We start from the raw sequence: 14,718 nt of genomic DNA, 5'->3' as shown, positions 1-14,718 counted from the left end.
GCAGAAGGCGCTGGAGAGCGCCAAGGCTGTGTTGGACAATGCAAACGCCACGCAAGCGGAAGTTGACGCGGCAAAGGCAGCGCTGGAAACAGCACGAAACGGCCTTGTCCCTGCAAATGCAAGTGTTGACAAAGCTGCACTGCAAGCGAAAGTGAAAGAAATTAACGACGAAAACCTGAAAGCAGACAGCTATACATCGCCGAGCTGGGAAACGTTGCAAAAGGCGCTGACTAACGCTAAGGCTATGCTGGACAATCCAAACGCCACGCAAGCGGAGGTTGACACGGCAAAGGTAGCGCTTGAAACAGCACGAAATGGCCTTGTCCCTGCAAATGCAAGTGTGAACAAAGCTGCACTGCAAGCGAAAGTGAAAGAAATTAACGACGAAAACCTGAAAGCAGACAGCTATACGTCGACAAGCTGGGAAACGTTGCAAAAGGCGCTGACTAACGCTAAGGCTATGCTGGACAATCCAAACGCCACACAAGCGGAAGTTGACACGGCAAAGGCAGCGCTGGAAACAGCACGAAATGGCCTTGTCCCTGCAAATGCAAGTGTGGACAAAGCCGCACTGCAAGCGAAAGTAAAGGGAATTGAAGACGAAAACCTGAAAGAAGCCGACTATACGCCTGCGAGCTGGCAAGCGTTGCAAAGTGCGCTGGCTAACGCGAAGACGGTGCTGGGCAATCCAAACGCCACGCAAGCGGAAGTTGACGCGGCTTTGGCTAAACTGACTGAAGCGCGCAAGCAATTAGACCTGTTGGATGCCGTGCTTGGAAAGCTGGATGTTGTCGATTCGAAGAACGGCAATCCAATCGTATTGTCCCCGGTGTTTGACGGAAAGAAAACGAATTATGAAGCAGTGGTATCGAATGCCGTCTACGGTGTTGGCATCGCTCCGCAAGCGCTCCATCCGAATAGCAAGATTACGGTCACCTTGATTGGCCAAGAGGTTAACGCAAAGGATTGGGGAAGTCTTCCTCTCAAGGAAGGCCAAAATGTGATCAAGGTGGAAGTGGCTGACCCGAACGGGAAGAAGTATACGTATACGATAGAAATTTTGCGCGTCTCCAGCAAGCTGGCTTCGCTGACACCTTCTACCGGAAGCCTTTATCCGGCCTTCGATCCGGACAAGGAAGCCTACACGATGAGCGTATCGAGCAGCGTTTACCAGCTTGGGTGGACACCGGTGACGCTTGATCCGAAGGCAACTGTCGAAATTAGTGTCAATGGCGGGGCGTTTACAGCCTTGACCAACGGAAAGGCAAGCCCGGATTATGGGCTGAATGTCGGCGCCAATACGATCGTCGTCAAAGTAACCGATCGGAACGGCGTAGTCAAGCAATATACGGTCGCTATAACAAGAGCGTCCGACTCCAACACCTCATCGAGCGGAAGCAGTGCCAGTTGGGGAGGCGGAGGAGGATTTGTCTCTAACACGGCAGGTATCGGAACGAGCGTGAACGGCAAGGACGTTTCGTTCGCCAAGGGAACGACGGAGCAATCCGAAGGCCGCACGCATACGAAGATTCAAGTCGACGCAAGCAAGTTGAACGATCTGTTGTCGCAAGGCAACGGACAGAAGCTCGCCATCCGCATTCCGAAGGAAGGCGATGCTCAGGTGGATGGCTTGACGGGAATGACCGTCAAGCGGTTGGTCGACACCGGATCGAGCCTGGAAATTAGCAGCCCGCTCGCGATCTACCCGGTTCCTGGAAAACAGTTGGACTTGAATGCTATCGCAAAGCAATGGAATAATGCAGCGCTTGGCGATATTGCGGTCCATGTTGACATTAAGCGTGCTTCGACCGAACAGATCAAAAGCGCCCGCAGCAAGGCAACGGCAGAAGGGTATCAACTGCTCGTTGATCCGGTCAATCTCGATTTGACCTTCACCCGTGAGGGACGGACGGTTAGAGCGGGACAATTGAACGGATATGCCGCGAAATACATTGCGCTGCCCGATGGCGTCGATCCGAATCGAATCACGACAGGTGTTATCGTATACCCGGACGGAACCGTATTCCATGTTCCGACGGTCGTTACGAAAATTGAGAACCGATATTTTGCACTGATCAAAGATTTGCGCAGCCATGGCACGTATTCTGTCATCTGGAATCCGCAGGACTTCGATGATGTAAGAAACCATTGGGCCAAAGCGGAAGTGAACAACATTGCAGCGAGACTGGATCTTGCGGGAACGGGGAACAATACGTGGTCGCCGGATCGCAATGTGAGCCGTTCGGAATTTGCAGCTATTACCGTCTCCGGTCTGGGTCTCTTGCGTCAGGATGCGCCGCAAAGCACATTCCATGACGTGGCTTCGTCGGCTTGGCACCATAATGCCGTAACCATTGCCAATGAATTCGGCATCGTGCTTGGCTATGAAGACGGCTCGTTCCGAGCTGATCAGCAGATCACCAGAGAGCAAGGGATTGCCATGATTGCCCGCGCTTATCGCGTGATCAATTCGCAAAAAGACATCAATTCGAGTGAGCTTGATGCGCGGCTCTCGGCGTTCAGCGATGCGAAGAACGTCTCTTCTTGGGCGAAGGAAGCTGTAGCTATGATGATTGCAGCCGGAATCGTCGAAGGAAAAGACGGGCAGCTGCTGAAGCCGCAAGACAGCATGACGCGTGCGGAAACTGCCGCGCTTATCCAAAGGCTGTTGAAAGTAACGCATCTTATCGATTGATACGCAAGCTAAACGACCACCGCTGGCGCTTCAAAACCGGCGGTGGTTGTTCTTTATAAAGTCTATAGCCGAAATGCGAAATGGAAAAGGAGCGAGATCGAGGTTGAGAGCGATCCTGGTCGACGATGAACGATTGGCTTTGAGGCTTCTCAAGCAAAAGCTGGAATGCGATGTGGGTGGTGTTGAAGTCGTCGAAACGTGTATGGACCCAAGCCAGGCCATTGACATGGCGATAAAGCATCGGCCCGATGTTGTGTTTCTCGATATCCAAATGCCCGGGATCAATGGTTTGCGGTTGGGAGAACAGCTGCAATTGGCTGTTCCCGACATTGAGATTATTTTTGTGACCGGTCACGACCAGTATGCGATTCACGCTTTTAAACTTTATGCGCTGGATTATATTTTGAAGCCTGCCCGAACGGATCGTTTGCAGCAGACGGTACAGCGTTTGAGAGGAAAGCTGAAGGCGAACAAAGAAACTGGCCGGGAATCCCAAGCGCCATGGATTTGCTGTTTTAATCAGGTCCGTTTTCAACTTCCCGGCGACGATTCACAAACCATTAAATGGCGTACGAGCAAGGCGCAGGAGCTGTTTGCCTATTTGCTGCATCATCGGTACCGAACGGTGGACAGAGGCACGTTAATTGAGCTTCTATGGCCGGATTTTGATGTGTCCAGAGCGGCGCAGCAGTTGTATACAACGATTTACCATATTCGTCAAACCTTGAAAACGAGCGGGATGGGAACGGTATCCATCACCAGCGCAGAATTGGAGGCTGGATACAGGCTTACCGTGGGCGAGGCAAAAATCGACACGGAGGAATGGGAAGCTCGCATCAAGCAATTGGGAGTTCTCGACGTTCGTACGATGGAGGCGCACGAGCATGTTCTTCAGTTGTATTCAGGGCACTATCTCGGTGACTACGAGTACCTGTGGGCCGAACACGAACGGGAACGGCTTCGCCTGCTGTGGCTGCATCATGCGAGAAGCTTGAGCGGATTTTATAGGGGACAAGGAAGAATACAAGCGGCCATTCAGGTCAATCTGCGCATTCAAGAGCTGTTCCCGGATGAGGAGGAAAGCTACTTCATCCTGATGAAGCTCTATGATGCATTGGGGGACAGAGGCAGGGTCGAAGAACAATATTGGCTTCTGACCTTGAGAATGGAGCGGGAACTGGAGTCGACGGTCCATGCGGATATTGCCTCATGGTATCAACGATGGAGGCAACGTGATGTTTGAACGTTCGGCTACGGCATGTACGGTGTCAGCACCCTTGGCGCGGCGAGAGCTGCTACAGCAATATTCGAGTCACGAAGCTCTAGAAGTCCGGTGAATTTGTAACGAAGAGGGCGAATTTCGACGAAAATTATGGTTGTCGGCAGTGCAAATATGGATATGGTCATGCGAACGAGCCGTCTTCCCGAGATCGGGGCGACGATGCGGGGCGACGATGCGGGGCGACGGATTTTTCCTCGCTCCCGGCGGCAAAGGGGCCAATCAGGCGGTAGCTTGCGCCAAGATGGGCAGGCCGTCGATACGACGGCGGCCGGGGACACGTTCTCCGGCACGCTGGCCGCGATGATCATCGCCGGCAAAAGCATGGACGAAGCGGTGGATATCGCTCAGCGCGCCTCGTCCATTGTAGTGACCCGTTTGGGGGCGCAGGATGCGATCCCCGTGTTGTCGGAAGTAGTATAGGTGGCATAAGCACTTGCTTGCAAAAGCAGGTGCTTTTTTGCGAACAGCCCTACAGCTGGAAGCGGCGAATGCTCTCGCGAAGCTCTCCCGCAAGCAGAGTAAGCGACTCCGCGCTGCCGGAGATGCGTTCCATCGAAGCGAACTGTTCGTTCGAAGCGGCGGCGACGCTTTCTGTACTATCGCTGGAGGTTTGGGCGATCATCGCTGTAGATGTGACCGAGGCGGTAATCTGCTCGGTGGTTGCTGCCATTTCTTCCGCCGTGGCGGACACTTCCCGAATATGTCCGTTCAGCTGCTCGATCGAAGCGGCAATGTCCCGGAAGCTGCGGCCGGAGTCGCTCACCAGATGGATGCCTGCCGTGACTTGCTCCGTAACCTCGTGAATCGCCCCGGCCGTTTCTTTCGTTTCCTCTTGAATCAAGTGGATGCGCTGGGCAATTTCCTTGGCGGCTGCTTCGGATTGGGTGGCCAGCTTCTTCACCTCGGCCGCGACGACAGCGAAGCCTCTGCCGCTTTCCCCGGCTCTTGCCGCTTCAATCGAAGCGTTCAATGCCAGCAAATTCGTCTGGTAAGCGATCTCGGAGATCAACTTGACAATGCCTCCGATTTCGTCGGACCGTTTGCTTAGCCGTTCCATACGTTCCGAGGTCTGCTTGGCTGTTGTGGAAATGGCATTCATCTGCTCTTCCGCTTCGTCCATCGATTCCGTGCCTTTCACCGCATTGGCGGCTGTCGTTTGGAACTGCTCCGCCATGTCCGAGGTTGCCTCCGAAATCCGGCCGATCCCTGCCGCCATTTCTTCCATGACGACGGCGGTTTCTTTTGAAGTGGTCAGCTGTGCCTGCGCTCCACCGGCTACCTGCCGGGAGGCGTCGGCAATCTGCAGCGCGGCGATCGTCGTTTGACCGGCATCGTCCGCCAGCGAATGGGCGAGCTGCGTGACCTGGCGCGAAGCTTCCGAAGAGCGGCCGACCGCCGAATGAAGCTCGCTGACCATGCGGTTCAGGGCGTCGGCCAATTGGCCGATCTCATCGCGGCTTTTCACAGACAGCGGCGGAACGGTCAGATCGCCGTCCGCGACCCGTACGATACTGCCGGTCACCAGACGCAGCGGGCGGGCAATCAGGAGGAGGAACAGCGTGCTGATTCCGATGGCGACAGCTACGCTGATCCCGAGAATGACATACACCCATATCAAGCTATCCTTATAGGCTTTTTTTGCTTCCAGTGCGGAGATTTCAGCCTGCTTCTGGTTCCATTCGACCAGACTGGTCAAATGCTCCTGCATTTCGTCAAAAATTCGGTGGCCGGCATCGATCAGGATCATGGCTTGCTGAGGGTTACTGCGGCTGGAGACTAACGTTTTTTGCGTGTTTTTTTTGAATTCTTCCCAATTTTCCTTGAAGGAAGCAAAATCCTTTCTTTCTTCGTCGGCTGTCATCTGGGACTCGTACTGCTGCATGGTCGATTCGACCAAGGCGTAGCTTGCGCCGATTTCATCCTCCAGGGTTTTGCGCGCCGTAGCATCGGTACTATCTTTGTGACGGAACACCAGATTAAGCACATACTCCGTCTCGAAGTAAATCCGGTTGATTCCATTCACCTTTGGCATCGAGTTTTCGGTAACTTGTTCAACGCGGTTTTGGATATACATCATTCGGCTTAAAGCAAGAACGGCGGTGATCGTAGTTAGAAGCAACATGGCAATAAACCCCAAAGAAAGCTTTCTACTGACAGTCCAACGCATCGAACGAGCCCCCTCGGCTATGCTATTTTTATACTGGATATGGTATTTAGGATTAAACTAATTCGACAAATCAATGGGAAATTCCTTCTTATTCCAGTTCGCTTGTGAAGGAAATTTAGGGAAATATGGGGAAAAAAGCGTGCATCGGTCAAATCAAAATCTCTATTGCAGACTTTGGCAGAAAATGATATTATACAACCAATGATCGAAAGCGGAAGCACCGCCTTATTCATGTGTATTAACCATGGATAGGGCGGTTTTTTGTGTTCTGAAATAGAAATTTTTGTAAGTATTTGTCTGATCATCCGTTCGAAAGAAGGAGAGTGACCTATGCAGCTATCCTTGCTAAAGGAAAATGAAGTCTATACGTGCGTGCTGCCTGACAAGACGTCCGGGCAGTATTGGGTCACTCAAACGAATCTTCTGGGGTATGAGGAACGGGTGATCGGGGTCGAAGGCGTGGAAGGCCAATGGATTCTCAAGTCGAATCGACATGCGGTCGTTATGGATGCCGGCAGCCGCAAAATAAAGGAGCTTGTCGTCGAGCCTTTGACCATCTATAGCATCCTTCTGAAGAAAACGGATGAAATTGCGATTCTTTTCGCCGAACCGGTATCTGCCGATCGCAGAGTATTCCATAGGTACAGCTTGCCGAGTAGAGGGAAAATAAAGATCGGCCGTGCGGACGGCTGCGAGATCAGGTACGCGAACAGGTACACGTCGTCCGTTCATGCGGAGCTGTTCGTTTCCGAAACGACCATAACCATTCACGATACGGGCAGCTCGAACGGAACGTTTGTGAACGGGAAGAGGACGACGGAGCAGATCCTTAAACCGGGAGATATGATCTATATCGTCGGCTTGAAGATCATTGTCGGCAGCGGAATTGTTGCCGTGAATAATCCGGACAGTCAGGTGAGCTGTAACCCCGATGTCCTAAGACCAAGTGTCAAGTCGTATCCTGCGGTTCCGAATACGGAGGATGAAATCGACGAAGAGGTGCCAGAAGGTGATTTGTTTTACCGTTCTCCAAGGTTTATTAAGGACATGGATCGCGTCGAGATCAAGATTGACGCCCCGCCGTCCAAGGTGAATCTGGAACAAACTCCGCTTATGCTCATGCTCGGTCCATCCATTACGATGGGCATGGCTTCGTTGTTCACCGGGCTATATTCTCTGCATAATGCGTTGCAATCCAGCGGAAAAATCATGAACGCTATGCCAACCCTTGTCATGTCATTTAGCGTGCTGCTGGGTACGATTCTATGGCCCGTTTTGACAAGACGGCACGAAGCTAAGAAGAGACTCAAGCAGGAGAGCATCAGACAAGAGAAGTACAAGCTTTATATGCAAGAGATTCGTCAGAAGATACGGGATGCCGGAGAACGCCAGCGCCAGATTCTGCATGAAAATCTGGTTACGCTTGAGGAGTGCGTTTCGCGAATCAAGCTGCGCAAGCGGACCCTATGGGAGCGAACCCGCAGACAGAACGATTTTTTGAAGGTTCGTCTTGGATTGGGCAATCTGCCGCTTCAGGTTCTGCTGAAATTTCCGGAGAAAAGATTTTCCTTCGAAGACGACGGGCTTCAAGAGGAGCTGTATCGGCTCATGGAGGAGCCGAAAATGTTGGAGGAGGTTCCTGTTCCGCTTTCGCTAACGGAAGATTGGATTAGCGGGATGATCGGCACAAGGGTGGAAGTTGTGGCTGCGGTCAAAGGATTGATTGTCCAGCTTGCGGCGCTCCATAGCTATGATGAATTAAAGCTGGTCTTCATCTATGACAAGAAGGAAGGAAAAACGTGGGAGTTCGTCAAATGGCTGCCTCACGTTTGGAGCGACGATAAGTCCATTCGCTTTGTCGCGACGGAGCCGGGCGAGGTAAAGGAGCTTTCCGTCTTTTTGGAAAAAGAAATTGCCAGAAGAGAGAGCATCGTTTCGGAGGAAGAGCTTAAGGAGGTCATACCTCATTATGTCGTCTTCGCAATCGATAAGAGTCTGGCCGGCAAGGCGGAGATGATGAATGGGATACGGAAGCAAAAAAACAATATGGGCCTTAGCGTGATCCATCTTTACGACGAGCTGAAAAACTTGCCCAAAGAGTGCTCGCTGGTCGTGGAATTTGAAGGAAATCATTCGAAAATATTTGACAAGGACGATACTTCCGGGAAGCATATTGCGTTTCAACCACATCCTTATACCATTCAGGACGAGCTTCAGCTTGCCGTGCATCTGGCCAATATTCAATTGGATAGTTCGGGATCGGGCTATACGCTGCCTGCCATGCTGACATTTCTAGATTTGTTCGAGGTAGGCAAGGTCGAGCATCTGAATGCGCTGACGAGGTGGCGGGATAACGATCCTGCCTTATCCCTCCAAACTCCGATCGGGGTAGATACGACCGGAGAACGGTTTTACCTAGACCTGCATGAGAAATATCACGGTCCGCATGGCTTGATTGCGGGGATGACCGGCTCCGGCAAAAGCGAATTTATTATGACGTTCATTCTTTCGCTTGCCGTAAACTATCATCCGCATGAGGTGGCTTTTATTCTGATCGACTACAAAGGCGGCGGTATGGCCGGCGCATTCGCGAGTTTGCCTCATTTGGCGGGAACAATTACGAACTTGGACGGTGCGGCGGTGAAGCGGTCCTTGGTTTCCATCCAAAGCGAGTTAAAGCGGAGACAAGCGATCTTTAGCGAAACGAGCAAGCGGTTGAACATAAGCAACATGGACATCTACAAATATCAGAGGCTGTTCCGGGATGGGAAAGTCACGGAGCCATTGCAGCACTTGTTTATCATTTCGGACGAGTTCGCGGAATTGAAGACGCAGCAGCCTGAGTTTATGGAGCAGCTGGTCAGCGCGGCGCGTATCGGCAGAAGCTTGGGCATTCACTTGATCTTGGCAACCCAAAAGCCATCTGGCGTGGTGGATGATCAGATTTGGAGCAACAGCAAGTTTCGAATCTGTCTTAAGGTGCAGGAGAAAGCCGATAGTATGGACGTGATTAAAAGGCCGGATGCGGCCGAGCTGTCCGTTACCGGGCGCTTCTATGTTCAGGTTGGCTTCAACGAGCTGTTCGAGCTTGGTCAATCCGCATGGGGAGGGGCGCCTTATTATCCGACGGATCGGCTGGAGAAAGCCAAGGATGATAGCGTGACCGTCATCGATAACCTGGGACGTATCGTGAAACAAGTCAAGATCGATAAACGAAAGACACGATTTCACAACCCGGCCAAGCAATTGGATGAGGTGAACCGCTATTTGGCGGCCATTGCCCAAGAAGAACGCATTCGCGTCCGTCCGCTCTGGCTGGACCCGCTTCCGGAATTCGTTTATCTTGACGAGCTCAGAGAGAGTCATCCGGTTTCGCAACAAGCCCGCGGTGTGCTGAATCCCGTGATCGGCCAATTGGACGACCCTGCCAACCAGCGGCAGTTTACGATGACATTCCCGTTGTCCAAGGAAGGAAATGCGGTCATTTACGGTGCGGCGGGAAGCGGGAAAACGACCTTCTTGACCACGTTACTATATTCGCTGATGGAGGAGCATACGCCGTCCGAGCTCCATGCATATATTCTGGATTTCGCTTCCGAGACCTTGCGCGCCTTTGTCAAAGTGCCGCATGTGGGCGATGTCGTGCTCTCGCATGAAGCGGAGAAAGTCAATAATTTGTTCAAGATGCTGTATAAAGAAGCCGCGGACCGGAAAAAACAGTTCGCAGATTATGGCGGCGATTACCAATCTTATATGAGATCGGCACAGACTGCCGTTCCTTCTATTGTCGTTGTCGTTCATAACTACTCGGCGTTCGCGGAGCTGTTCGAGGATAAGGAAGAAGCGGTGGCCTATCTAACGAGGGAAGGTTTAAAGTACGGGATTTACTTTATCTTGTCCGCATTGAATACAGGCGCGGTCCGGTACCGGGTTTTGCAGAACTTTAAACAATTGTATGTGCTGCAGCTTAACGATGCCGCCGACTATTCCAGTGTGCTAGGGAATGTCGAAGGCGTCTATCCCTCCAAGTTTAAAGGGAGAGGCATTATGAAATCCGATCGGGTATATGAATTTCAAATCGCGCACCCGCATCGCGATGTGGAAAACCGCTTCGAGCTTATTCGCAAGTATGGCGAAGATTACGCCGTCGGATGGACGGAGCCGGTCGCACGAAGAATTCCGATCCTGCCTGAGCTCATTGATGCGAATTTCTTAATGGATGAGATCAAGTACGGCAGGGCCGGGAAGATTCCGGTGGGCGTGGAGAAGCACAGTCTGCAGACAGCCTGCTTTCATTTTGACCAGCATGACATCCAGCTTGTGCTGTCTCAAAATAACGACAATGCGGGCTTTATCCAAGGGCTGGCCGAGGTCCTGTCGGCTAAAGCGGAAGCCGAAGTTGCCGTCATTGATCCGGACAATAAGCTGGTGGAAGACGAGTCCAAGAACTATACCCATTACGGAAATCCAACGGATTGGGACCAAATCGTCGTACAGTTATTTAACGCCCTTGTCCACCGCAACCATACGTACAAGGATGCGATGGCCGCCGGCGGTCCGGTTTCGGCCTTTGCCAAACAGACTTGGATCATTCACTCTCTGGCAAGCTTGAACTCGCGAATCTCCGAGGATTCCAAGGATAAGCTCCGGGTTCTTCTGGAGAAAGGCGAGGCGGCATATCAGATGAATTTCATTATCTGCGAACGCGTTTCGTCGATTTCATCCGTATCCTACGAGGCTTGGTTTAAGACGAAGGTAATCCCCAACGAGGGGATTTGGCTGGGGAACGGCATAGCGGATCAATATCAGCTCAAGATCGGGAAGCTCACAAGCGAGCTGTACCAGGATATTGGAGACGATTTTGGCTATATCGTGACGAACGGGAAACCGGTTCTCATGAAGCTGGTGACTTCGCCCTTGCATCTCAAAGAGGACGATTCCGATGGATAAAATACTGATTGAGGTTTTTGTACCGGCTCTAGCCCGGACCTATGACGTATACATCCCTCTCACGACCAAGCTTTGGGAAGTCGAGACGTTATTAACGGGTGCGATTGCGGAGTTATCCAACGGTTATTTTGCTGCAACCCGCGATACGGTTTTATGCGAGCGAACAACCGGGTCCGTTTTGGATATTGGCATGTCAGCTCAAGAATCGGGGCTTCATCACGGTTCCAGGCTGATGTTAATATAAAACCTTTATTACCGAGAGGAGAATTTGCATGGCAAGAAAAATTGTCGTAGATCCCACAAAGCTGGAAGCCGCAGCTAAAAACATGGATGGGCATGCCGCCGAGTACCAGCGTTTGTACGATCAACTGTTTAACGAAGTGAAGGCCATGGGCAATGCGTGGAAGGGGCAGGATAACGTCGCTTATACGACTCAAATCGAAGGCTTCCGCGATGATTTTGAAAATATGAAAAAGCTGATGGAGCAATATTCCGAGTTTTTAAAGCATAGCGCCCAAACGTATCGGACAACACAAACCGAAATTGCAAACTCCGCCAAAAAATTAGCGAACTAATCCATTCTCTTTAAGGAGGCCAATCCCTATGTCTATCGAAGGAATCAGCATATCTACCGCAGAGGTGACGCAAACCGCGGCAACGATCCGAACACTCAACGGCAGCTTAACCACCAAGCTCGAAGAGATTAAGAAAGAAATGAACAGCTTGACGAGCTCTTGGGATAGCGATGCCTCCCGAACCATTCAGGACAAATTCAACGCGAATTCCCAAAAGTTTAGCGATTATCGGGCGGTTGTCGATTCTTATGCGGCTTTTTTGGATAATACGGTTTCGAACTACGATGCAACCGAAACGACCATTAACAGCAACGCCAGCCAATTTAAATAATACATGATGCGGTATGGAGGGTGACAGGAAATTCCTGTCGCTCTCCGCCGTCTACAATCTATGAAAACAAAGAGGGATGTGCATGAACGAGGCAGCAGAATGGGAAGCAAACGCCATTATTGAAGAACTCAACAGAATCAGACGAGAATTGGAAAGTGTAGCGTTGGAATTAAAAGGTTTGAAAGGAATTAGCGTCGAATATTGCTCCGGAAGATTGACACAAATTTCAAGCGAATACGGTGAGGTCGTTCAAATGCTGTATCAATTGAGATAACGATGGAGGGTGCAGAGCGGGAAATGAACTTGAATGGAAGGCTGGTGCTTCGAATCGTGATGTTGCTATCGCTAGTCACGCTTATGGGATGCGGTCAGGAGTACAAAGATGCGGGAGAAAAAATGACGCGGTATTTAAATGATAAGTATGGCGAAGAGTTCGTGATTGAAAACGTCGGAGGCGGATATGGATCAGGGGTATTTTCAACCGATACGATCAAAGCGGAGGCGTATCCCAAACATTCCCCAAGGCATCGGTTTAGAGCCGAAATCTCGAAAGATTTTAGTAAAGTATGGGATAACTATATGAACATGATTATGGCCGACAAGTTCGATGCCAAGATGATGAAGGTATCTCAAGAAGTTTTTGAGCAAAAGGACGTCTGGGTCAAATCATATCTGAATTCGGGTGGCCTAGCTTTTCCGGCCCGTGATTTGAATAACAAAAACATGAGTATTGAGGATTATTTTAAGGCCGAGCAGCTTTATGGGATAGCTATTGATGTGTTTATTAAAAGCGAGCCTGATATTGACAAGGAACGTGAAGCCGAAAAAGTAGATCAATTGGTAGCTAAAATAGTAGAATTACAGGAATTTAAAAACGGAGCTATTGATGTTTATTATTTAAAACCGTCTTCATTCGAACGAGTGAGTACAGATTTTTTCACGGTGAAAGTACCGATTGATTATTACAGGCAGAAAGAAGTCAGTTATGCCCATACGTTCGCAGAAATTTCCGATGGGAAAAAAAAATATACCGTAAAAGAAATTTTGAGCCATTTTGATCGGGGATCTACGAACTCTTAAGAAGGGGGATATCATGACCACGACCATTACCGAAGTAGATAAACAAGTTCTCTCAGAACTCATATATCTGAATATTGTAAAAAATGAAGAGTTATTAAAACATTTGAAAAACAGGACATTAACCGTAGGCGAACTCGCAAGAACCTACAAGAACGATCTGGAATCACCATTTAAAGATGTCGAAAGCCAATTTAAAACAAAAGAACAGTTTGAAGCATTTAAGCATTCAATTGAAAGTTTATCGCAGGATTCTTCGAAATATTACAACTGGAAAATAAGCCATATCGATGACGACAATGCAGAAACAGGTTTTGTAGCGTACACGTTCGAACCGGAGCCCGGTCAAGCGGTGTTTGCCTTTCGAGGAAGCGAAGATATCACCAAAAAAGAGTTTCGGAACGATTGGAAAAACAATACGTCGACTTCGTATGAAGAGGAAAGTGTCCAGCAACATAAAGCCAGATTATACATGGAATCGCAAGCGAAGCTGTACAATAACATCACGGTAACGGGTCATTCTCTTGGAGGGAACCTTGCCCTATATGCAACTCTAACGGCGCCTGGTGAAACTCAAGAAAAAATAGCCAATTGTTCTACGTTTAACGCTCCTGGCTTTAACAAAGAATTTACCGTTACCTATCAACATTCGATCCGGCATATGAGGGAGAAAATTCAGGAATTTCAGAACAGATACGATTCCGTGTCTTCCCTTTTCTACAATCCGACGAAACCGATCATGATCGAAACTTCGGCGAAAAAAGGCACGCTGCCTGATTTATTAAATATGGACCATCACGCACTTAAGCATCTTGTGAACGACAATGGTACCTTAGTCAGGGACAAGGTCCAAAGCAAAGATTTTGAATATCGAATGCTGTCCAATCTTACGCAAGGGATTCAAATGCTGCCTAACCCGATGCTTTACGAAACGACGGAGCTCATTTTTTCCATTTGGAATGGCGATATCGATCCGGTTCCATTAATGAAAACGGCAGGTATTCTAGCGGCCACCAATATTCCTCAAACGATGATTACCGTAGGAGCGATACTCAAAGCTGTAGAAATTACATTTGTAGCTGCCGCGTTTGTAACAGCTGCCCAGATGGCTGCCGAAGTGGTGGATGATAAGATTGCTCAGTTTAAAACGTGGGTGATTCGCAAGTTCGACGATCTGTTTGAACAGGCCGGACTTGGAGCCATCCTGAAGGAGAGGTTTCACGACTTTAAGCAGCGGGTTTATGCTGAAGTGCATGATATCGTTAGCAGGGTCTCGAAGTTCGTCAAGGATTCTTGGTATTCATGGAAGCAATCCGGCATACAACATGAGGATATTCGCGTGAACATGATGGAGCTCAGAAATTTGTCTTCCCGCTTACAAGCGGTTCAAAAACAGATCGTCCATGTGGACGGCAGACTCGATACGCTGGCAAGTCTTGTCGACTGGCAGACGCGCATATCGGTAACTTGGATCGATTACAAAGTAGGCTATAACCAGGATTTAAGAAGATGCATTGATTATTTGCACCGTGCGGTAGACGAGCTTGAACAATGCGAGCGCACGATCACGCAAAAAGCGCATGCGTTTTAAACGGTTCTGGAGGTCGCGCTGGTGTCGCGGGGCGGAAAAAATAAAAGCGC

11 protein-coding genes are annotated in these 14,718 nt (G+C 50.0%); 10 read left to right on the top strand and 1 reads right to left on the bottom strand.

Annotated elements, in window-relative coordinates; all coding sequences use genetic code 11:
- The 3 genes from NLX71_RS22620 to NLX71_RS22610 form a co-directional block, all read left to right on the top strand.
- A partial coding sequence (locus NLX71_RS22620; protein WP_254366019.1) for an S-layer homology domain-containing protein occupies positions 1-2,695 on the top strand: 2,695 nt, incomplete at its 5' end.
- Positions 2,696-2,798: 103 nt separating this feature from the next.
- Positions 2,799-3,938 carry a response regulator gene (locus tag NLX71_RS22615; protein ID WP_254366018.1) on the top strand — a complete coding sequence of 380 codons (1,140 nt, stop codon included), beginning with the start codon at positions 2,799-2,801 and terminating at the stop codon, positions 3,936-3,938.
- Between the two features lie 150 nt (positions 3,939-4,088).
- Positions 4,089-4,397, top strand: coding sequence for a PfkB family carbohydrate kinase (locus NLX71_RS22610; RefSeq protein ID WP_254366017.1), 309 nt, complete (start codon positions 4,089-4,091; stop codon positions 4,395-4,397).
- 49 nt (positions 4,398-4,446) lie between these two features.
- Here NLX71_RS22610 and NLX71_RS22605 read toward each other — a convergent pair whose 3' ends face one another.
- Positions 4,447-6,144, bottom strand: a complete 1,698-nt coding sequence (locus NLX71_RS22605) for a methyl-accepting chemotaxis protein (protein ID WP_302058396.1) — start codon at positions 6,142-6,144, stop codon at positions 4,447-4,449.
- Between the two features lie 330 nt (positions 6,145-6,474).
- Between NLX71_RS22605 and essC the strand changes: the two genes are divergently transcribed.
- The 7 genes from essC to NLX71_RS22570 all read left to right on the top strand — a co-directional run bounded on the left by essC (position 6,475) and on the right by NLX71_RS22570 (position 14,668).
- Positions 6,475-11,094: a type VII secretion protein EssC gene (gene essC / locus NLX71_RS22600; protein ID WP_254366013.1), complete on the top strand. Its 4,620-nt coding sequence runs from the start codon at positions 6,475-6,477 to the stop codon at positions 11,092-11,094.
- A complete protein-coding gene (locus NLX71_RS22595; protein ID WP_254366012.1) occupies positions 11,087-11,338 on the top strand; it encodes an EsaB/YukD family protein in 252 nt (83 codons plus the stop codon). The genes essC and NLX71_RS22595 overlap by 8 nt, the downstream gene beginning before the upstream one ends.
- A gap of 28 nt (positions 11,339-11,366) precedes the next feature.
- Positions 11,367-11,669: a WXG100 family type VII secretion target gene (locus tag NLX71_RS22590; RefSeq protein ID WP_254366011.1), complete on the top strand. Its 303-nt coding sequence runs from the start codon at positions 11,367-11,369 to the stop codon at positions 11,667-11,669.
- Between the two features lie 28 nt (positions 11,670-11,697).
- Positions 11,698-12,000, top strand: coding sequence for a pore-forming ESAT-6 family protein (locus NLX71_RS22585; protein ID WP_254366009.1), 303 nt, complete (start codon positions 11,698-11,700; stop codon positions 11,998-12,000).
- Between the two features lie 82 nt (positions 12,001-12,082).
- A complete protein-coding gene (locus NLX71_RS22580; RefSeq protein WP_254366008.1) occupies positions 12,083-12,274 on the top strand; it encodes a hypothetical protein in 192 nt (63 codons plus the stop codon).
- Between the two features lie 2 nt (positions 12,275-12,276).
- Complete coding sequence (locus tag NLX71_RS22575) at positions 12,277-13,080, top strand: hypothetical protein (RefSeq protein ID WP_254366007.1); 804 nt, start codon at positions 12,277-12,279, stop codon at positions 13,078-13,080.
- 13 nt (positions 13,081-13,093) lie between these two features.
- Positions 13,094-14,668 (top strand): Mbeg1-like protein, encoded by a 1,575-nt coding sequence (locus NLX71_RS22570; RefSeq protein WP_254366006.1) that lies wholly within the window; start codon positions 13,094-13,096, stop codon positions 14,666-14,668.
- The last annotated feature ends 50 nt before the right edge of the window (positions 14,669-14,718 follow it).

It is taken from the genome of Paenibacillus sp. MZ04-78.2 (assembly GCF_024213375.1).
Lineage (GTDB): Bacteria > Bacillota > Bacilli > Paenibacillales > NBRC-103111 > Paenibacillus_G.
The sequence above is the reverse complement of the archived record's forward strand: the minus strand, read 5'-3'. Positions and strand labels throughout refer to the sequence as shown.